Source organism: Chryseobacterium lineare (assembly GCF_977014045.1).
The window spans coordinates 1372106-1392297 of sequence record NZ_CDRNIQ010000001.1; the positions used below are offsets into that span (position 1 = coordinate 1372106).

A 20192-nucleotide genomic window follows, 5' to 3' on the forward strand; every position below is an offset into this window, starting at 1 on the left:
AATTTAAAAATGAGAAAAACAGTTTTAAATATTGCTGCATTATTTTTAGGAGTAACAGCATTTGCACAAAATATTCAGACGGTTACGAATTCCAAAGGTCCTGTTTTAGGATATTCCACAGATTCAGGGGTGAAAATTCTGACAATTGGCGGAAATAAATTCAAAGATTTAAACAGAAACGGAAAACTGGATAAATACGAAGATTGGAGACTACCTGTTGATGAAAGAGCAAAAGATCTGGCTTCAAAAATGACCATCGAACAGATCGCAGGATTAATGCTATACAGCGGTCATCAATCGGTTCCTGCTCCGGCAGACGGTTTCAGAGCAGGAAAATATAATGGAAAATTGTATAAAGAAAGCGGAGCCAACGCATGGGATCTTACCGATCAGCAGAAGAAATTTTTAAAGGAAGATAATTTGCGTCACGTACTGGTAACAACAGTAGAATCTCCCGAAGTGGCCGCGAAATGGAGCAATAATATTCAGGCGTATATTGAAGGTTTAGGATTAGGAATTCCTGCCAACAACAGTACAGACCCAAGACATTCGGCAACGGTTACAGCAGAATTTAATGAAGGTGCAGGCGGACAGATTTCACTTTGGCCGGACGGTTTGGCAATGGGCGCAACTTTTGACCCTGAGTTGGTTAAAAAGTTCGGAAATATCGCCGCACAGGAATACAGAGCGCTAGGAATTTCAACAGCATTGTCGCCTCAGATCGATTTGGGTACAGAACCGCGTTGGTACAGAATTGCCTACGTTTTCTCAGAAAGCCCTGAACTGACCGCAGATATGGCGAGAGGTTATATCGACGGATTCCAGACAACTACAGGAAGTAAAAACGGCTGGGGAAACAAAAGTGTGAATGCCATGGTAAAACACTGGCCGGGAGGTGGACCCGAAGAAGGCGGCCGCGACGGTCACTGGGCTATGGGAAAATTTGCCGTTTACCCGGGAAATAATTTCCAAAACCATGTAAAACCTTTTACAGAAGGTGCTTTCAAACTTAATGGAGGAACGAAAGAAGCTGCAGCGGTAATGCCTTATTACACGATTAGCTTTAATCAGGATAAAAAAAATGGCGAAAATGTCGGAAACGGATTCAGCAAATATTTAATTACAGATTTACTTCGTGGAAAATACAAATATGACGGCGTAGTCTGCACCGACTGGTTAATCACCGCAGACGAACCAAAAACTCCCGGCGGATTTGCCGGAAAACCGTGGGGCGCAGAAAAATTATCCATCGCAGAACGTCATTACAAAGTATTAGAAGCCGGTGTTGACCAATTCGGAGGAAATAATGATAAAGGACCCGTTCTGGAAGCGTATCAGATGGGTGTAAAAGAGCACGGTGAAAAAGCGTATCGTGCAAAATTTGAGCAGTCTGCCGTTCGTTTATTACGAAATTTTTTCAGAACAGGGTTGTTTGAAAATCCTTATGTCAACGTAGAGGAAACCAAGAAAATCGTCGGTAATCCTGAATTTATGAAAGCAGGTTACGAAGCGCAGGTAAAATCCATCGTGATGCTGAAAAACAAAGCCAACATTCTTCCGATTAAAGAAAGAAAAACGGTTTATATTCCGAAGAGATATTCTCCGGCAACGTTCAACTGGTGGGGAATTTATACCGCTCCGTCTTTAGATTATCCTATTGATATTGAGAAAGTAAAAAAGCATTTCAACGTTACTGAAGACCCTGCAAAAGCCGATTTCGCATTGGTTTTTGTGAAAAGTCCGCATAGTGAAGAAGGTGGTTACAGCGACATCGATGCCAAAGAAGGCGGAAATGGTTACGTCCCGATTTCTCTTCAGTATCAGACTTATACAGCGACAGAAGCCCGTGAAAAAAGTATTGCAGCCGGCGACCCGGTTGTGGCACCGAATGTTCACGACAGAACGTTTAAAAATAAAACATCCACAGCAACCAACTTTACAGATTTATTGACCATTCAGAACACCTACAAAGCAATGAACGGAAAACCAGTCATTGTTTCTGTAACTGCTTCAAAACCGATGGTTTTTAATGAATTTGAAAAGCACGCTGATGCAATTTTGATGAATTTCAATGTCTCGAATCAGGCTGTTTTAGATATCATTACAGGGAAATACGAGCCTTCAGGGTTGCTTCCTCTTCAGATGCCTGCGAATATGTCAACCGTTGAAAAGCAAAAAGAAGACGTCCCTTACGATATGGAAACGCATAAAGACACCGAAGATCACAACTACGATTTCGGATACGGAATGAACTGGTCCGGCGTGATCAAAGATGCCAGAACTGAGAAATATAAAAAGTAATTGATTAGAATCTGAGTCTGTTTTACATAGGCTCAGAATTTTATTTTTTGATTTGGATCGGCAGCAATTTTTTAATATTAAAGAAAAACAAAAAGGATGAAAAAAGTGCCTTTAATGATAGTTTTATTAACTGCTTTTTTTAGTAAAGGAAATGCGCAGGGACTTTCTTGTCACCCCCTCGAAAAACGTTTTCAAGCAACAACTTTACAGAATTATTCTATTTCTGAAAATAGGTCGCTGGATGGGATGATTTTGATTAAAGGAGGTACATTTTTGATGGGTGCATCTGATAACCAAGGCAGAAAAGATGAATATCCACAGCACAAAGTAAAGGTTAATAGCTTCTATATTGATGAAACTGAGGTGACTAATGAGCAGTTTTTAAAATTTGTAGAAAAAACAGGTTACATTACAACTGCAGAGAGGGTACCGAACTGGAATGAACTGAAAAAACAACTTCCCAAAGGAACTCCAAAACCGGCAGACAGTCTCCTGACGGCTTCATCTCTTGTTTTTAAACAATCATCAAGCCCTGTACCTCTCAATAATCCAGGACTTTGGTGGGAATGGAAAAAGGAAGCCAACTGGAAACATCCTGAAGGGCCAGGGAGTAACCTAGAAGGTAAAGAAAACTTCCCGGTAGTACATATCACTTGGGAAGACGCTAATGCTTATGCAAAATGGGCGGGTAAAAGACTGCCAACAGAAGCTGAATGGGAATATGCGGCAAGAGGCGGATTAGAAAATCAGATATATCCGTGGGGAAATGAAGAACCTTATCAGGGTTTACCGAAAGCAAATACCTGGGATGGAAAATTTCCTTATTTAAATACGGAAACCGATGGCTTTAAAAGATTAGCACCAGTAAAATCATTTGCTCCAAATGCTTACGGACTTTATGATATGGCAGGAAATGTTTGGGAGTGGTGTGCTGATAATTATGACCAGAACTACTATCAGAGCTTGGTAAACATCGTGTCGGAGAATCCTCAAGGATCTGCCAAAAGCTACGATCCGCGAATGCCCAATACTGCTGTGAAAGTAGTAAAAGGAGGTTCTTTTATGTGTAATGAAATGTATTGCTCTGGATACAGAGTATCATCCAGAATGGCATCTTCACCCGATACAAGTCTTGAAAATACAGGCTTCCGATGTGTTGCCGAATATAGTGAAAATGAGAACTCATATTAATTTATAGAAAGAATAACAATGTATAAAAGAAAACTATTACTCTTAACATTAGCTGTGGCGTTCCAGATTTCTTACGCTCAGAAAAAACCCAATATCATCTATATCATGACAGATGATCATTCTTATCAAACAATCAGCGCATACGGAAGCAAAGTTTCAAAACTGGCTCCAACTCCCAATATAGACAGACTGGCAAAAGAAGGAATTCTCTTCGAAAAAGCTTTTGTTGAAAATTCTTTGTGTACTCCAAGTCGTGCTGCTCTGATGACTGGTCTTTACAGCCATCAGAACGGACAAAAACAGTTGGCAGAAGGTATTGATTCCACAAAAGTTTTCTTTTCAGAATCACTTCACGATGTTGGATATCAAACGGCTATAGTTGGAAAATGGCATATGTCGACCAGTCCAAAAGGTTTTGATTACTATAATATTTTAGATGACCAGGGAAAATATTATAACCCGACTTTCAAAAGTAAAATGACCAACGACAAATATGTTCAGGAAAAAGGTTATGCAACAAAACTGATTACACAGCACTCTCTCGAGTTTTTAGATAAGCGTGATAAAAACAAACCATTTTTACTGATGGTTCATCACAAAGCACCACACAGAAACTGGATGCCGGAATTGCAGTATTTAAATCTTTATGAAAACACGGAATTTCCGCTTCCATCAAACTTTTGGGACGATTACAAAGGAAAAGGGGTTGCTGCGAAAGAGCAGAAAATGACCATTTCAAAAGACCTCGAACTTGTGCAGGATTTGAAAGTTGGAGAGTTGAATGCAGAGGCAAAAACACCTTATGACAAATTTTCATTTGTAGCACTTTCCGGAGAATTAGACCGGTTAACACCAGAAGAAAGAGTCGTTTGGGATAAATTTTATAAGCCTAGAAATGAAAGATTTCTGAAAGCAAAACTGACGGGTAAAGAACTGGTTTTGTGGAAGTATCAGAATTATATGAGAGACTACGAAAGAGTCGTAAAATCTGTGGATGATTCTGTAGGCGAGATTTTAGATTACCTCGATAAAAACCCGGAACTGAAAGAAAATACAATCGTTGTCTACACGTCTGATCAGGGATTTTATATGGGCGAGCATAATTATTTCGACAAAAGATTTATGTATGAAGAATCTTTCAGAACACCTTTGTTGATGCGCTATCCGAAAGGAATTAAAGCAGGAACAAAATCTCAGGCTTTAGTTCAGAATATTGACTTTGCGCCGACATTTATTTCGATGGCAGGTGCAGAAAAATCTCCTGAAATGCCCGGAAATACTTTAGAACCACTATTTTCAGGCAAAGAACCGAAAGACTGGCGAAACAGTTTATACTATCATTATTACGATTATCCGGCTTTCCATTTGGTGAGAAAGCACGATGGTGTGAGAACAGACCGTTACAAATTGATTCATTTCTACGGAGATGGTGGTTTGAAGGCAGCAAAAACAAAATTTCAGTTAACTCCGGGTTACAGAGAATACAGAGTTTTGGAATTGCTTAAAAAAGTTGATTACATCACAGATGCAGAGGATATTAATTACAATGAATTGTACGACCTGAAAAATGACCCGAACGAAATGAATAATCTCTACGGAAAACCTGGTTACGAAAAAGTAACTGAGGAATTACAGGCGAGATTAGACAAGTATAGAAAGGATTTGAATGTTCCTAAAGATGAATTTTAATAATTGGAAAATTATCAGTCAGAATATTGGTTTTCTGACTGGTATTTATTTTTAAACCACATTAAAAAAAAATTAAAAATGATTCATAAAAAAATAGTTTTAACCTTGCTTTTGACTTCATCAATTATGATGTTTGCTCAGGAAAGCCTTGATTTCAGCGGAAAGAAAAATTTGGTCTCCCCGGAAATCAATGGTCAGAATGTGACCTTTCGTTTGCTCGCTCCCGATGCGAACAGCGTAAAACTGCAGGGAAACTGGTTTCCTTCAAAAGGAATGGAGCCTGGTTCTGTCGATTTGCAGAAAGACAAAGACGGCATTTGGTCATTCAGTAAAAATGATTTCACACCGGATTTATACACCTATTCATTCGTGGTAGACGGTGTTAAAGCCAATGATCTGAATAATTCTTATCAGGTACGTGATGTTTCATCGGTGATGAGTATGGTTTTGGTTGATGGAAAACAGTCGGAAAATTACAAAGTTCAGAACGTTCCGCACGGTACCGTTTCTAAAAGATGGTACAAATCAAACGGACTGAAAGAAGACAGAAGATTAACCGTTTACACCCCGCCGGGTTACGAAAACTCCAAAGAAAAATATCCTGTTTTATACTTATTGCACGGAATGGGTGGAGACGAAGAAGCATGGATGACATTAGGAAGAGCTTCCCAGATTTTGGATAATTTGATTGCTCAAGGAAAAGCAAAACCGATGATCGTCGTAATGCCGAATGGTCATACCAGCAATTCCGCTGCACCCGGAGAATCTTCAAAAGGTTTTTACAAAATCGATATGAGAACACCGGATATTTTCAGTGGTGATATGGAGACTTATTTCAAGGAAATTATGGATTTCACTGAAGCAAATTACCGCACAAAAGCCGATGCCGAAAACCGTGCGATTGCAGGACTTTCAATGGGAGGTTTTCATTCGCTGTACATTTCTGCGAATCAACCGAAAACGTTCGATTATGTCGGACTTTTTTCTCCCGCTATTCTTCCGCCGGATGAAAAGAAAAGCCCGGTTTACCAGAATTTAGATTCAAAGCTGAAAGCCCAGCAGAACAATACTTATAAACTGTATTGGATCGGAATCGGAAAAACAGATTTCCTGTACAAAAATGTATCGGATTACCGTCAGAAACTCGACAAAATGAATTTCAGATATCAATATGTAGAATCCGAAGGCGGCCACACCTGGAGCAATTGGAGAACATATCTGAACGAGTTTGTGCCGTTATTGTTTAAATAAAAAATTAATTATTGGGGCAGCTCAATCCGCCCTCCGTTCCCGCTTTTTTGCCTCTGATTTTCTTCGGCAAAAGAGCTCCACTCAGGTCGGGCTGCGTGAGATTCGCTGTTAAAATCAATAACAAAAGTAACTGTTATTTAATTTGGCCCTTAGCTGAGTGCAACGCCTTTGCGAACTTTAAAACAGTTTAATAATCAAAAAAACTTTGCGCTCTTTGCGTTAAAATTTTTACAATCAAAATAATTTAAAAATGAAAAAATTAATCATAGCAAGTATCTTCCTATTCGGATTAAATACCATTAATGCTCAAAAATCAATTCCATTATACCAAGGAAAAGCGCCCGGTTCAGAAAACTGGACGTATTCTGAAAAAGAAATGGATTCTGATTTATTCAAAACCCATTTGGTTTACAACGTTGCTGCTCCCGCAATAGAAATATTTGAAGCGCCAAAGGCAAAAGCCAATGGAACAGTGATCGTCATCGCTCCCGGTGGTGGTTTTCAAAGTCTTTCTATTAATAAAGAAGGGAGAGATTTAGCAAAAATTCTTCAGGAGAAAGGGATTACGGCTGTTGTTTTAAAATATCGTTTGCTGGAAACCAAAACCGGAGATCCGGCTCGCGAAATGATGGAAAACATCAAAGACAGAAAAGCTTTCGATGCAAAAACGGCGCCGATCAAAGTGATGGCCGGAGAAGACATCAAAACTGCGATTTCCTACATCAGGACGCATGCAAAAGAATTAAATATCAATACAGAAAAACTAGGTGTTATTGGATTTTCTGCCGGAGCGAGTGTCATTTTGGAAAGTGTACTTCACAGCAAAGATGCTTCTACATTACCGAACTTTGCCGCTTCCATTTACGGAGGTCCGAGTCAAGAAATCTTAAATACAGAAATACCGAATACTACCCTACCGCTGTTTATCTGTGCAGCCAGCGACGACCAGCTGAAGCTCGCGCCAAAATCGGTGTTGCTTTACAGTAAATGGCTGCAGGCGGGGCAACCGGCAGAACTGCATATCTACGAAAAAGGCGGTCACGGATTCGGAATGGCAAAACAGAATTTGCCTGTCGATAAATGGTCGGAGATCTATCTGGATTGGCTGAAATTCCACAAATTTTTATAAACCCTTAAAATTTAAACCACAAATCGAAGATTCGACGAAGTCAAAAGTCACAAAAGTTTTGCCTATAAAACTGAATGCAAAAACTTTTAAAGTTCATCAAAAGCACTTTGAAAATCTTTGATTTTCATCTTATGTGTTCTTACATTTTCAAGCTATTTAAATTAAATCTAATGTGACTCATGTGTCAAAAAAAATTTATGCCTTTTTGACTTCGTCGAATCTTCGATTTGTGATTAAAAAGAAATTAAATATCAAACAAAGAAATATTATGAAGAAGAATATATCAACATTAACAGCACTTTCTCAAAAAGCTAAATATTCAGCGCTGTTTCTGGCATTATTAGCAGCTTCACCAGTTGTTAAGGCACAGAATAATACAACAGTAACGGTTAACGGAAAAACATTTAAAGACTTCAACGGAAACGGCAAACTTGATGCCTGGGAAGATACAAGACTTTCAGCCAATAAAAGGATTGATGCCATCATCAAACAGATGACCAATGCAGAAAAGGTTGATCTGCTGATAGGAACAGGAATGCCGGGGATCGAAGTTCTTACCGGGCCTGTAGGAGATTCTAAGCAAGGACTTGTTCCCGGTGCTGCGGGAGGAACTGCGGAATTGACAAGATTCGGAATCCCGGCAACGGTAGTGGCAGACGGCCCTGCAGGACTTAGAATTGCACCGACCAGAGCAAATGATTCCAAAACATATTATGCTACTGCCTTCCCAGTGGGAACTGCTTTGGCTTCGACATGGAACAAAACACTTCTTGAGCAGGTAGGAAAAGCCATGGGAAATGAAGTAAAAGAATACGGCGTTGATGTATTGCTTGCTCCCGCCCTTAATATCCACAGAAATCCTCTTAACGGAAGAAACTTTGAGTATTATAGCGAAGATCCTTTAATTTCAGGAAAAACTGCCGCAGCAATCGTTAATGGAATTCAATCTCAGGGTGTGGGAACTTCTATTAAACATTTTGCAGCCAATAATGAAGAGACGAATCGTTTGACGATTAATGCTCACGTTTCCGAAAGGGCAATGAGAGAATTGTATCTGAGAAATTTTGAAATTGCCGTTAAAGAATCCCAACCCTGGACAGTAATGTCATCTTATAACAAAGTGAATGGTGTTTATACATCAGACTCAAAAGATTTACTGACTCAGGTTTTGAGAAATGAATGGGGCTTCAAAGGAATCGTGATGACCGACTGGTTCGGAGGTTTCCCGGGATTTGAATCGATAAGAACCGGTGGAATTTCTGATGTTGTCAAACAAATGAATGCCGGAAATGATCTCCTGATGCCGGGAATTCCTGCGCAGAAAAAAGTATTGCTGGAAGCTCTTAATTCAGGAAAGCTATCCCAGCAAGTGGCTGATTTAAATGTAAAAAGAATTTTAGAATACATTTTTAAAACACCAACTTTCGCACAGTACAAATACAGCGACAAGCCAAATTTGAATGACCACGCCGAAGTAACAAGAAATGCCGCGACAGAAGGAATGGTTTTACTTAAAAATGAAAATAATGCGCTGCCTTTTGCCGATAAACAAAAAGCAGTTTCATTATTCGGAGTGACATCTTATGCGTGGATTACAGGCGGAACCGGAAGCGGAAGCGTGAATAATAAGCATACCGTTTCTCTTTTGGAAGGTCTTAATGCTGCCGGTTATAAATTAGACAAAGAATTAGTCGACTTATATAAACCTCATGCTGAAAAAGAAGTTGCCGCCGAAAAAGAAAGAAGAAAAGCAAGAGGAATTCTGGCGTTACCTGAAAGACTTCCGGAAATGAAAATGGATGATGCTTTTATCGCTAAAAAAGCTGAAACTTCCGAGATTGCCTTTGTGACGCTGGGAAGAAATTCCGGGGAGGGTGGCGACAGAGTTGTTGATAATGACTTTAATCTGGCGGCAGAAGAAATAGAAATGCTGGACAAGATCTCAAATGCATTCCATGCTAAAGGGAAAAAGGTAGTTGTTATTTTAAATATTGGTGGCGTTATCGAAACCGCTTCATGGAAGGATAAGGCAGATGCTATTTTGCTGGCATGGCAACCCGGACAGGAAGGTGGACATTCCGTTGCAGATGTGGTTTCAGGAAAAGTAAATCCTTCAGGAAAACTGACGATGACTTTCCCGGTAAATTATACAGATCATGCTTCAGCAAAGAATTTCCCGGGAGTACCTGCAGACAATCCGAAAGACGTGACCTATCAGGAAGGTATTTATGTCGGATACCGTTATTTTAATACTTTTGGGGTAAAACCTTCGTATGAATTCGGTTACGGAAAATCTTACACCGATTTTACTTATTCCAATATTAAAACAAGTTCAAAAACTTTTAACAACAAACTGGAAGTAAGCCTTGAGGTTAAAAACACCGGAAAAGTACATGGAAAAGAAGTGGTAGAATTATATCTTTCAGCACCGAATCAATCTATCGACAAGCCAAAATCTGAGTTAAAAGCCTATGCCAAAACTAAAGATTTAAAGCCGGGAGAGTCTCAGACTATTACATTGACCTTAGAGCCGAAAGATCTGGCATCATATGTTCCGTCAAAAAGTGCATGGATTGCCGAAGCAGGAAATTATAAAATTTCTGTAGGAGCCTCTTCTCTGGATATCAGACAAACCGTTGATTTTTCGGTTCCTAAAGAAATTACGGTAGAGAAAGTTCAGCATGTGTTTGCTGCTGATACACAATTTGAAGATATTAAACCGTAAAAATATAACATTAGAGAGGCTGCAGTTTTTAAATCTTATTTAATTCAATGCTTTATACCCCCATAAACTTGTTCTAAATTTAATTGCTCAGCTTCTTAATGTTTTATATCAGAATAAATGGTTTTTCATGATAAGTTTATTATCTCAAATTAAGATTTTATCGGTAAAATAGGTATCTTTAACCACTTTTTTAAATAAATGAATGTTATGATCAATGATGTAAAGACTACCGGCAGGAACTATACGGTTCCTCTGATAACCATCACCCTTCTATTTTTCATGTGGGGATTTATCACCTGCATGAATGATATCCTGATTCCTTATCTGAAACAGCTCTTCAGCCTGTCATTCTTCGAATCAATGCTGGTACAGTTCTGTTTCTTCGGGGCTTATTTTATCGGTTCGCTGATCTATTTTTTAATATCAACCACACAGGGCGACCCGATTGATAAAGTGGGCTATAAAAAAGGAATCCTTTTCGGGATTTTTCTTGCAGCATTAGGTTGCGTTCTATTTTATCCTGCGGCAAGTTTTGCTTCGTATGGATTATTTTTAGGAGCACTGTTCATTCTAGGATTAGGATTTACAGTCCTGCAGATCACTGCGAATGCCTATGTTTCCCTGCTTGGGCCGGAAGATTCGGCGTCCAGCAGACTGAATATGACCCAGGCTTTTAATGCTTTCGGAACAACGATCGCACCGGTGTTGGGCGGACATCTGATTTTCGAATTGTTTTCTGCTCCGGACGGCTCTTTCTCGGCGGCAGCGACTAAGATTCCTTATCTGATCTTTGCAGGTATTCTTTTACTGGTAGCTTTGTTGATTTCAAGAGTGAAGCTTCCTGATTTTCAGGTAAAAGGTGAAGAAATTGTTAAAGGCTTTGGAGCCCTGAAACATAATCATCTCATCTTTGGAGTGGTAGCCATGTTCTGCTATGTGGGCGGAGAAGTAGCCGTGGGAAGCTTTATCATCAGTTTCCTTGAGCAGCCTCAGGTGATGAATTTATCCGAAGTGGTGAGTAAAAACTATCTTTCCCTATACTGGGGCGGGGCGATGATCGGGCGTTTCTTAGGGGCTATTTCATTGAACCATTCTCTCAGTCAGGGTAAAAAAGCATTGTATATGCTGGGAGCAGCAGCGGCTGTGTTTTTGGTGATCTTCAGTATTGTAGATCTTACTTTTGCACAGATCAGCTTCTTCCTTGTATTTATTGCATTAAATTTTATTGCATTTTTTATCGGAAAAGCAGCTCCGGCAAGAACGCTATCCATCTTTGCGGCAGTGAATGTCGTTCTGTTAATTTCCGCTATGTTAAATCATGGTGAGATGGCGATGTACAGTATTTTAGGAATCGGAATTTTCAATTCTATTATGTTCTCAAATATCTATACACTGGCTATTTCAGGATTGGGTAAATATACCAGTCAGGGTTCTTCGTTAGTTGTAATGGCTATTTTGGGAGGAGCCATCGTTCCTATCTTCCAGGGATACCTTGCTGATGTTTTCGGAGTGCAGCATTCGTTTATCATTCCGGTATTCTGCTATGTCGTGATTCTGATTTTCGGAGCTTACTGTACCAAATATCTGGGACATGTAAAGCAAGATACCGATGCAAAATCAGGACATTAAATATTATTTTTATATAAGGGAAAAACCTGCCGTTTGGCAGGTTTTTGTTTTTTATTTCAATAAAAAATTACATTGAAAGGGTCTTTGTTTTGGTATTATAAACAATGACATCATCATCCGACTTTTCTCCTATTTTCATTAAACTGTCAACATGAATAATCTTAAAATTCTTTGGCTTGTAAATTTTCACTTCGTTTGTTATCTCATCAACACTTACCTTTTCTGCATTTTCAAAGCTGATGGACTTTGATGATAAAGAAACATTTCCTGTAAAAACGGTTGTTTTATCTTTTAAATTTCTATTGGTGTTTTCACTTTTGAATTTCAAAACATCATCATCTGATTTTTGCTGAGAGAAGATTTGTTGTGAGCAAAGCAAGAGCAGAAATACTCCGGTAATTTTTAGACTTTTTATCATTTTCCTATTTTGTATTTTCTACAAAAGAACAAATAAATTTGATTGCTGATAAAAAAATAACCTTTTTTTAACACTTCTCAATGCTGGCGCGAGCACAAGAATTTCTCATATATTATTAACATACTCTTTTGTCATTAAGATTACAAATAAAAAGCAATTTCATTATCTTTAAACTTTCAATCGAGGGAAATGGATACATCTGATCAGAATCGCTTACTTACCAAAAGACTTCAGGAAATGCAGAAAGAGCAGTCGAGCATATCGGCTGTGAATATGGCACTGTCGAAGTCGCTGGATCTTTCTCAGTTTGGCGCGGCATTGAAAAATCATTTTAAAGAGGTACTGAAATATGATGAGATTATCATTCTAAACTGTGATAAAGATGAGAAAGGATTTAAAACTTTCCACAGTAGCTTCGCTGACAGGAAATATCAGAATCATGTTCTCTACCATCCAAAAGATGACATCCTCAGTCAGTGCCTGCGATCTGCAGAACCTATCGTGTTTGATCTTAAAAATTTCATTGACAAAAGCAATCAGGAAATCTCTTCCGTGCTTGCCTCAAAGAATACAGGAATGCGTATTGCTGTAGGACTCGCACTGCCTTCATTTCACGGACAGGAAAGCGTGTTTTTTCTTCTTTATAAAAACTTTCTGACTTCTGAAGATATTCCGGAAAGAATACTCACTGCAGTTTCTACACAATTGGCGATTAGCATACGTACTATTCAGATTTTACAAATGGCAGGTTCGCTAAAAGTATCTGCCGAAGAAAAGGAACAGACGGAAACAAAGTTTCAGAAAGGTTTTCAGGGAATTATCGGAGAAAGTGCAGTGATGCAAAAAATATATGAGCAGATCTCTATGGTTGCCCCTTCACAGTCAGGAGTTTTAATTTACGGAGAAACGGGAACGGGAAAAGAACTGATCGCACAGGCCATCCATGATCTTTCCCCGGCTTCACATAAAAAAATGGTAAGAATCAATTGTGCAGCTATACCTTCCAACCTCATCGAATCGGAATTGTTCGGACATGAGAAAGGGAGCTTTACGGGTGCTACGGAACAGCGTAAGGGGAAATTCGAGCAGGCGAACAACAGTACGATTTTCCTTGATGAGATCGGAGAGCTTCCTTTGGAATTGCAGGGAAGGCTGCTTCGGGTACTGCAGGAAAAAGAAGTGGAGAGAATCGGAGGAAATAAAAGGATTAAAGTTGATGTAAGAATCATTGCCGCTACAAACCGTTCCCTGGAAAAAGAAGTGGCAGAAGGGAGATTCAGAAGTGACCTGTATTACAGGCTGAATGTATTCCCGATAGAGCTGCCACCACTTAGAGAACGAAAAGAAGACATTCCTCTTCTGGCAACCTATTTCCTGGAAAAGCATGATAAGAAAACCGGGAAAAAGATCACCGGATTTTCACAGAACGTATTGCAGGAAATGTGTCGCAATCCATGGCCGGGAAATATCCGCGAGCTTGAAAATATGGTTCAGCGAAGCATCATCACCGCAAAAGATAATATTATCAAAGAAATGATCTTTCCGAAAGTCCCTGATCTTCAGCAGGAAACTTCAGAGAAATGGCAGATTAAAACGCTTCATCAGATTGAAAAAGAACATATCCTGAAGGTTGTCGAAAAGTGTAATGGTCGTATTTCAGGTAAACAGGGCGCAGCGGTTTTGCTGGGACTTCCTTCCACCACACTGATCTCAAAGATGCAGAAACTCGGCATCCATAAGCAACATTATTTTAAACCTAAAGATTAAATCTTTTAAACAGTAAGGATTAAGACTCAGCGCCCATTTCTTTGTTAATTCCCATTTCTATTTTTCCGGATGATAAAGCCCAGAAAATCCACAGCCCTAGAATAATAATCAATGCAGCAGCAGGAATGGTGAAAGAAAATAGCAATGCCAGCAGATAAATCGGAAATCCATACAGATAATTGTTCTGTATCTTCCGTATAGCTACATCGCTGATTCTCGGGCGAAGCAGTTCTTTATTCCGGCTTGCCAGAAACCAAAGAAGATTATAAGCAAGATTAATCAGTACGAATGTTCCTGTATAAATTCCTACAACGACAGAAGATGCCTCACCATTGAAAAATCTTGCCAGCAGAGAGGTAGGATATGACACAGCAGAAACCAGAAAGAGAATCAGCCCGTTGGAAAACATAATTCCGGAATTGCGGCTGTAGATCTGTTTGAAGATTTTATGATGGTTTACCCACATGATAAAAATACTGAAAAACGAAAGGAGAAATGCTAAAAATGCAGGCCATTGGTTTTTAAGAAAGATGAGCAGATCATGACCGCTTTTCACAGAATTTTCTTCCGGCATATGAAGATCCAGCACTAAAAGTGTAATGGCAATGGCAAAAACAGCATCGCTGAAGCCTTCGATTCGTACGGTTTCTTTTTCCATAGTTGATGTGATTTAATGTTAATGATTATACACAGATAATGCTTCGCTTATTGAATAAGTGAATTGTTTTGAATGATGTTTCGGCTAAAGCCTTTATTTTACATTTAACGATAAGCGGCTTCCTTCGACAGGCTCAGGATAATAACCGCTTCTATTGAATTTACTGATCCTCAGACTTTATTTATATCCTTTATCAATTCCCAGCTTCTTCATTTTAGAATATAAAGTTTGAGGCTGCATTTTCAGAAGTTCGGCTGCTCCTCCTAATCCGGAAACTTTTCCGCCACTGCTTTCAAGGGCATTCATGATGTGATCTCTCTCCATTTCCTCCATCGATTTTAATATTCCTGAAGATCCGTTTTGTTGTTCCATTACTTTCGGAAGATCAAAGCTTTCAATTTCTGATGTTCTTGTCAGAAGAACAGTCCTTTCCATAAGATGTTCAAGCTCCCTGATATTTCCCGGCCAGGGATAATTCAAAAGTTGTTCGATTGCTTTATTACTTATTGAGTTGATGTTTCGTTTTGAAGCAGCCGCATATTTTTTCAGGAAAAAATGGGCAAGCAGTTCAATATCTTCTTTTCGTTCTCTAAGTGGGGGCAGTTCTATCGGGAATACATTCAGACGATAATATAAATCCAGCCTGAATCTTCCTTCTGCTACTTCTTTTTCGAGCGAACGATTAGTAGCTGCTACAACTCTTACGTTTACTTTTATGGTTGTATTGCTTCCAAGACGTTCGATTTCCTTTTCCTGTAAAACCCTCAACAGTTTAACCTGAGAATCAAGTGGAAGTTCCCCGATTTCGTCCAGAAATATTGTTCCTCCATTAGCCTGCTCGAATTTTCCGATTCTCATGGTATTAGCGCCTGTAAAGCTCCCTTTCTCATGGCCAAACAGTTCTGATTCGATGAGGGAATGTGGCAATGCCGCGCAGTTTACTATGATAATTGGGTTTTGATTACGCCCCGAAAGATCATGTACAGAATGGGCAACTTTTTCTTTTCCCGTACCACTCTCTCCTACCACAAGAACCGAAGTGTCTGTAGGGGCAACCACTCTTATTTTTTCAACCACATCCCGAAGAGCTTCACTTTTTCCGATGATTCCTTCTATTTCCTGTATTCCTGAAACTTGTGAGACACTGGAACCTTTTTCAATATCAAACCGATACTTTGCAATATCAAGCATTACGATAAGATCTCGTTCACGGAAAGGTTTCACCATAAATCCGTAGGGCTGCGTTTCTTTAACCGCCTCCAATATAGACTGATTGGTATTGGCAGAAATATAAAGAAAAGGTAAATTAATCTTGCGCAATTCCCATGCAAGATCAATCCCGGTGAGGTTGCCTTTCAGCATAATATCGATAAGCACCCAATCCGGTCTTTTTTCTTCAATAGATTTCCTTGCCTGTATTACAGAAGAAGCTATTCCTGTGACCTGATACCCTGCTTTTTTGAGCATAAGCTTAAGATCATTGGCCACGATGAATTCATCTTCTACAATTAAAATTTTTTCTTTCATTATTCTGTTACGATATCAAAGTCTGAATCCTGACTGTCAATATCTGTATTTTTTCTAAAATTGATTATTATTTTTAACCCGTTTTTGCTTTCAAGGCTAAAATTTCCGTCCAGCTGATCGGTAAGACCGCGCATGAGATTCATTCCGAGAGATTCTGTTTCATCGATATTAAAATCGTCAGGGAGTCCTATTCCGTTATCAGAAATCATAAGTCTGTAATTGTCTTTTTCGGTCTTTTTAAATGAAACCTGAACTTCCCCTTTTCTGCTTACGGGGAATGCATATTTAATGGTATTGTTTACTGCCTCATTAAGAATAAGCCCCAGCGGAACCGCCTGAGCAACATCAAGAAATATCTTCTCGATATCCATGACAAAGCTGATGTTTTTTTCTGAAGAATAGCATTCTTTAATGTAGTTAATAAGCTCATAAATGTACCATGACATATCAATGGTTGCCAGATTATCAGACTGGTAAAGTTTCTGATGGATCAGCGACATCGCGTGCATTCTGTGCTGGCTGTTTTGGATAGCCAACAAAGCATCTTCATTATCAAGATAAGCAGACTGGGTATTCAGAAGGCTTATCACAATCTGTAAATTATTTTTTACTCGGTGATGAATTTCCTTCAGAAGCCATTCTTTTTCAGAAAGAAGCTTTTTGAGCTGCTCGTTTTGCTCATCGATCTGCTGACGTTTCAGTTCCAGGTTTTTGTTAGCCCGGTTTTTAAGCCTGGAGCGGTTATACAAAAGCGCAGCAAAAAGGATAAGGACAATGATACTTCCCATAAAAACGTATCGCAGAATATTGTCTGTGCCGATACGTGCTTCCTGCAGTTTCCCTTTTTGAGTCAGTAATTGAATATTCTTGTCTTTCTGTTCGGTATCAAACTGAACCTGAAGGCTGTTGATCTGTCTCATCTTTTCCCCATTAGATACAGAATCCGCGTGTTTTTTGTACAACTGATAATGCGTGATCGCATCCTGATATTTACCCCTGGTACTGTCTGCTTTAAACCAAAGCAGATAATTCTGCGAACGCACCATATCATTTCCCGTTTTAGCATTAACGGAATCCAGTATTTTTACACTTTTGTAAAATGCCGGATAATTTTTTTTATAAAGACGATACATGGCAAAACTGAGCAATACAGTATTTTGCCCGCCCCCCGATTCTCCGTATTCTCCATAATACTCTACCAGCTTTTTATAATAGGCATCAGCATTCTTTATCTGTTTCAGTGTAGTGTACGTATGAAAAAGAATATAATTTTCCCTCATTTCAAACATAATATCATCAAGTGGATAAAGCTTTTTATATTGTTTAATCATTCCAATACCTTCATCGAATTTTTTCTGCCTGATCAGCATCGTTGAAATATTAGAAGCAACAAGGCGTACAAAAGGTTTATCTTTATTTTTTTTGGCAATTACCAAAGCTTTATCCCAATACTCCAAAGCGTTCTGATTCTTCTTTAAATAATAATAAACTAATCCTATCTGATTGTAAATAGAAGTCATTTCCACGGAATGGTCTCCTACATTTTCAGCAGTTTTTTCTGCAAGGTGAGCGTATTTCAGGGCTTCATTATAATTACTTTTCTGAACTTCTGCCAAAGATAACAGCTTATAAACGGACTGTACTTCTTTGTATTTCACAGATTGATAAGCAGATAATGCCTGCTTAAGGAGTTCTATCGACTTATCAGGATCATCTGCTATGCTGTATAATTCTGCCAGATCTTTCAATACGGCAGCTTTTTTTTCCATAGTCTTTGACAGCGTAAAATATTTTATTGCATTTTCTTTAAGCTTTACTTTAGTATCAAAATTTTCCTGATCATTATTGTACATATAAGAGAGTTCATTGTACGCATCCCCCGCCTGTTCATTCATTTTGTTGGCAACAAAATAATTCGCCATTTTTTTCATCTTGGAAATTGCAATGTCCCATTTGCCGCTTTCTTTATCGATTTTGGCATTTAAGAGCATTACCTTTCCTTTAATGATCTTATTCCCTGTTTTTATACCGATTTTTTGAGCCTCTTTATTACAAAAAGCAGCACTGTCCAGATCTTTTTTCTCCTCTCCTGCTTTAGTTAAATAATATTCTCCCAATCTGAGATATAATTTAGCCTTTTCATTATCACTTTTTGAAGAAGATATTTGCTTCGACAGCAGGTAAGGATTTTCCTTTGTCTGAGCTTTCAAAGAGATATTTAAAAGAATCAATGTTAATGAAAAACAAATCATCAACGGATTTTTGCAGAAAAAACAACGATTGGACTTCATTTTTTAAAGATAATTCATTATCCTGTTTAATTGTAAATTTAAGCTAAATTTTACGGTGATAAAAATAGCAGATCAGCATTACTATTCCCGGAGCAATCAGCGTTACCAATCCGAACTGCTTTCCGGCAAAGGCGCCCAGAAAACATCCTGTCAGAAATCCGAAGATGGTTATCATCTGCTTTTTCAGACTGGCTATTGCCTCAGGATCTTTAAATCCGTTTCTCAGTAAATTTCCGAAATCCAGAGAAGCCTGTGTTACATTTCCCGTCATCATAGTAGTTGGCCCGTATGTTTCTTTAGCATATAGTTTTCCGAATGCATTCTGTAATCCCATGGCAAATACTGCAGCCATCACTACGGCATACATCATCCATTTTTCAAAAATTCCCATGTATGTAAATATGGCTACGAAAATTCCGCTTAACAACAATAGCAAGCCTTCCCAAAACATAATGGAATAATGATTGGTAAATCTGTACGCCATTCTTCCGCCTGTAATCACAGCCATAATAAATACGGGAAAAGTCAGCAGCTTTACCCACGCATTAAGCTCAGATCCTTTTATCAGCTGATAGGCAAATACAATAAAGTTACCCGTGACATGAGCGGAAAAAATGGAATCTGCAGATACGAAAGTTACCGTATCACAATACCCGGCAATCATGGTGAGAAGTAAGGTTACAAAACCTATATTCGTTTTTATTTCCATATGTTTATTTTAAATGTGAGCGCAGCATCCAGGCCATTTTTTCATGGGTTTCCATTAAGCCTGTAATATAATCGCTGGTTCCTGCATCATGAAATTCAGAAGCAAAATTATCGATATTTTCCCTAAGGTGAATAAGAATGCTATCATGATCAGAAAGAAGTTCTTTGATGTAGATCAGACTGTCATTAGCTTCCAGATGATGTTCCGAAAGGTGTGTTAATTCAAGATATTCTCTCAAAGTAGCTGGTGCGTAATGACCCAACATTCTTATTCTTTCTGCCAGATCATCAATCATACCGTCCAATTGCTGATACTGAGCTTCAAAAAACAGATGTTTGTTGTAAAAATCCGCGCCTTCCACATTCCAGTGGGCTTTTCTTGTTTTGGTGTACAGTACAAATTCGTCTGCTAATACTTTAACCAATACTTCAGCAACTTTTGCTAAATTTTCATTTTTAATTCCGATTGAAGTTTTCATTTTAAAGTGTATTTAATAAATAATAATCAAGTGAATACGTTCCTGCGCCTAAGGCAAGAATTAATAATAATGACAATGTGTACATGAAAGGGACATCCCGCACTTCAAGAGAATCTTTCCTGTGAACGATGAAATATCCGATAGCCGTTACACCAATTGTCGGAAGTACCGCGAGTCTCGTTCCTAAGCCGAGAATAATTAAAAAAGGTACTATGAGATCGGCAAAAGATGCCACAAGAGCATTCAGTTTCGCTGGAAGTCCCAAAGGATTGGGAATAACTTCCTTCTTTCCGTTTTCCAGTCTGAATTTCTTCAGTCCGTGTACCCTGAAAAGTTCAAATCCCAGCAATATTCTGAAGGCCAGCAACGCTGCATTGTTAAATGATGATCCTACATCCGAATGGAGAATCTGTTGTATAATTTCCATAG

The 20192-nt window shown here is 38.8% G+C and carries 15 protein-coding genes; 8 read left to right on the forward strand and 7 right to left on the reverse strand.

The window, feature by feature from the left end:
• The first annotated feature begins 9 nt into the window (after positions 1–9).
• From ACWNCI_RS06085 to ACWNCI_RS06115, 7 genes are all read left to right on the forward strand, one after another.
• Entirely contained in the window at positions 10–2301 is a 2292-nt protein-coding gene (locus ACWNCI_RS06085) for a glycoside hydrolase family 3 protein (protein WP_449387580.1), read from the forward strand.
• Between the two features lie 114 nt (positions 2302–2415).
• On the forward strand, positions 2416–3492 hold the full coding sequence (locus tag ACWNCI_RS06090; RefSeq protein WP_449387581.1) for a formylglycine-generating enzyme family protein: 1077 nt from the start codon (positions 2416–2418) through the stop codon (positions 3490–3492).
• Positions 3493–3510: 18 nt separating this feature from the next.
• Positions 3511–5181, forward strand: coding sequence for a sulfatase family protein (locus tag ACWNCI_RS06095; protein WP_449387582.1), 1671 nt, complete (start codon positions 3511–3513; stop codon positions 5179–5181).
• Between the two features lie 78 nt (positions 5182–5259).
• On the forward strand, positions 5260–6432 hold the full coding sequence (locus ACWNCI_RS06100) for an esterase (protein WP_449387583.1): 1173 nt from the start codon (positions 5260–5262) through the stop codon (positions 6430–6432).
• 250 nt (positions 6433–6682) lie between these two features.
• Positions 6683–7561: an alpha/beta hydrolase gene (locus tag ACWNCI_RS06105; protein WP_449387584.1), complete on the forward strand. Its 879-nt coding sequence runs from the start codon at positions 6683–6685 to the stop codon at positions 7559–7561.
• A gap of 268 nt (positions 7562–7829) precedes the next feature.
• Entirely contained in the window at positions 7830–10286 is a 2457-nt protein-coding gene (locus ACWNCI_RS06110) for a glycoside hydrolase family 3 N-terminal domain-containing protein (RefSeq protein ID WP_449387585.1), read from the forward strand.
• A gap of 198 nt (positions 10287–10484) precedes the next feature.
• Positions 10485–11915 (forward strand): sugar MFS transporter, encoded by a 1431-nt coding sequence (locus ACWNCI_RS06115; RefSeq protein ID WP_449387586.1) that lies wholly within the window; start codon positions 10485–10487, stop codon positions 11913–11915.
• 67 nt (positions 11916–11982) lie between these two features.
• Here the strand turns inward: ACWNCI_RS06115 and ACWNCI_RS06120 are convergent, their stop codons facing one another.
• Positions 11983–12333: a hypothetical protein gene (locus tag ACWNCI_RS06120; RefSeq protein ID WP_449387587.1), complete on the reverse strand. Its 351-nt coding sequence runs from the start codon at positions 12331–12333 to the stop codon at positions 11983–11985.
• Between the two features lie 189 nt (positions 12334–12522).
• On the opposite strand from ACWNCI_RS06120, the gene ACWNCI_RS06125 reads away from it, so the two are divergent.
• Positions 12523–14100, forward strand: a complete 1578-nt coding sequence (locus ACWNCI_RS06125; RefSeq protein ID WP_449387588.1) for a sigma 54-interacting transcriptional regulator — start codon at positions 12523–12525, stop codon at positions 14098–14100.
• A gap of 19 nt (positions 14101–14119) precedes the next feature.
• Here ACWNCI_RS06125 and ACWNCI_RS06130 read toward each other — a convergent pair whose 3' ends face one another.
• The 6 genes from ACWNCI_RS06130 to ACWNCI_RS06155 form a co-directional block, all read right to left on the reverse strand.
• Positions 14120–14758: a TMEM175 family protein gene (locus ACWNCI_RS06130; protein WP_449387589.1), complete on the reverse strand. Its 639-nt coding sequence runs from the start codon at positions 14756–14758 to the stop codon at positions 14120–14122.
• 177 nt (positions 14759–14935) lie between these two features.
• Complete coding sequence (locus ACWNCI_RS06135) at positions 14936–16285, reverse strand: sigma-54-dependent transcriptional regulator (RefSeq protein ID WP_449387590.1); 1350 nt, start codon at positions 16283–16285, stop codon at positions 14936–14938.
• On the reverse strand, positions 16285–18495 hold the full coding sequence (locus ACWNCI_RS06140; protein WP_449387591.1) for a tetratricopeptide repeat-containing sensor histidine kinase: 2211 nt from the start codon (positions 18493–18495) through the stop codon (positions 16285–16287). The genes ACWNCI_RS06135 and ACWNCI_RS06140 overlap by 1 nt, the downstream gene beginning before the upstream one ends.
• 124 nt (positions 18496–18619) lie before the next feature.
• Positions 18620–19285, reverse strand: a complete 666-nt coding sequence (locus ACWNCI_RS06145) for a YoaK family protein (RefSeq protein WP_449387592.1) — start codon at positions 19283–19285, stop codon at positions 18620–18622.
• A 4-nt stretch (positions 19286–19289) separates the two neighbouring features.
• Positions 19290–19763 (reverse strand): Dps family protein, encoded by a 474-nt coding sequence (locus ACWNCI_RS06150; RefSeq protein ID WP_449387593.1) that lies wholly within the window; start codon positions 19761–19763, stop codon positions 19290–19292.
• Between the two features lies 1 nt (position 19764).
• Positions 19765–20190 carry a DoxX family protein gene (locus tag ACWNCI_RS06155; protein ID WP_449387594.1) on the reverse strand — a complete coding sequence of 142 codons (426 nt, stop codon included), beginning with the start codon at positions 20188–20190 and terminating at the stop codon, positions 19765–19767.
• Positions 20191–20192: the final 2 nt, after the last annotated feature.

Bases quoted from the DNA above. Each gene is read 5' to 3' on its own strand.
- ACWNCI_RS06085 (WP_449387580.1), top strand. From the start codon at position 10: ATGAGAAAAACAGTTTTAAATATTGCTGCATTATTTTTAGGAGTAACA.
- ACWNCI_RS06090 (WP_449387581.1), top strand. From the start codon at position 2,416: ATGATAGTTTTATTAACTGCTTTTTTTAGTAAAGGAAATGCGCAGGGA.
- ACWNCI_RS06095 (WP_449387582.1), top strand. From the start codon at position 3,511: ATGTATAAAAGAAAACTATTACTCTTAACATTAGCTGTGGCGTTCCAG.
- ACWNCI_RS06100 (WP_449387583.1), top strand. From the start codon at position 5,260: ATGATTCATAAAAAAATAGTTTTAACCTTGCTTTTGACTTCATCAATT.
- ACWNCI_RS06105 (WP_449387584.1), top strand. From the start codon at position 6,683: ATGAAAAAATTAATCATAGCAAGTATCTTCCTATTCGGATTAAATACC.
- ACWNCI_RS06110 (WP_449387585.1), top strand. From the start codon at position 7,830: ATGAAGAAGAATATATCAACATTAACAGCACTTTCTCAAAAAGCTAAA.
- ACWNCI_RS06115 (WP_449387586.1), top strand. From the start codon at position 10,485: ATGAATGTTATGATCAATGATGTAAAGACTACCGGCAGGAACTATACG.
- ACWNCI_RS06120 (WP_449387587.1), bottom strand. From the start codon at position 12,333: ATGATAAAAAGTCTAAAAATTACCGGAGTATTTCTGCTCTTGCTTTGC.
- ACWNCI_RS06125 (WP_449387588.1), top strand. From the start codon at position 12,523: ATGGATACATCTGATCAGAATCGCTTACTTACCAAAAGACTTCAGGAA.
- ACWNCI_RS06130 (WP_449387589.1), bottom strand. From the start codon at position 14,758: ATGGAAAAAGAAACCGTACGAATCGAAGGCTTCAGCGATGCTGTTTTT.
- ACWNCI_RS06135 (WP_449387590.1), bottom strand. From the start codon at position 16,285: ATGAAAGAAAAAATTTTAATTGTAGAAGATGAATTCATCGTGGCCAAT.
- ACWNCI_RS06145 (WP_449387592.1), bottom strand. From the start codon at position 19,285: ATGGAAATAAAAACGAATATAGGTTTTGTAACCTTACTTCTCACCATG.
- ACWNCI_RS06150 (WP_449387593.1), bottom strand. From the start codon at position 19,763: ATGAAAACTTCAATCGGAATTAAAAATGAAAATTTAGCAAAAGTTGCT.
- ACWNCI_RS06155 (WP_449387594.1), bottom strand. From the start codon at position 20,190: ATGGAAATTATACAACAGATTCTCCATTCGGATGTAGGATCATCATTT.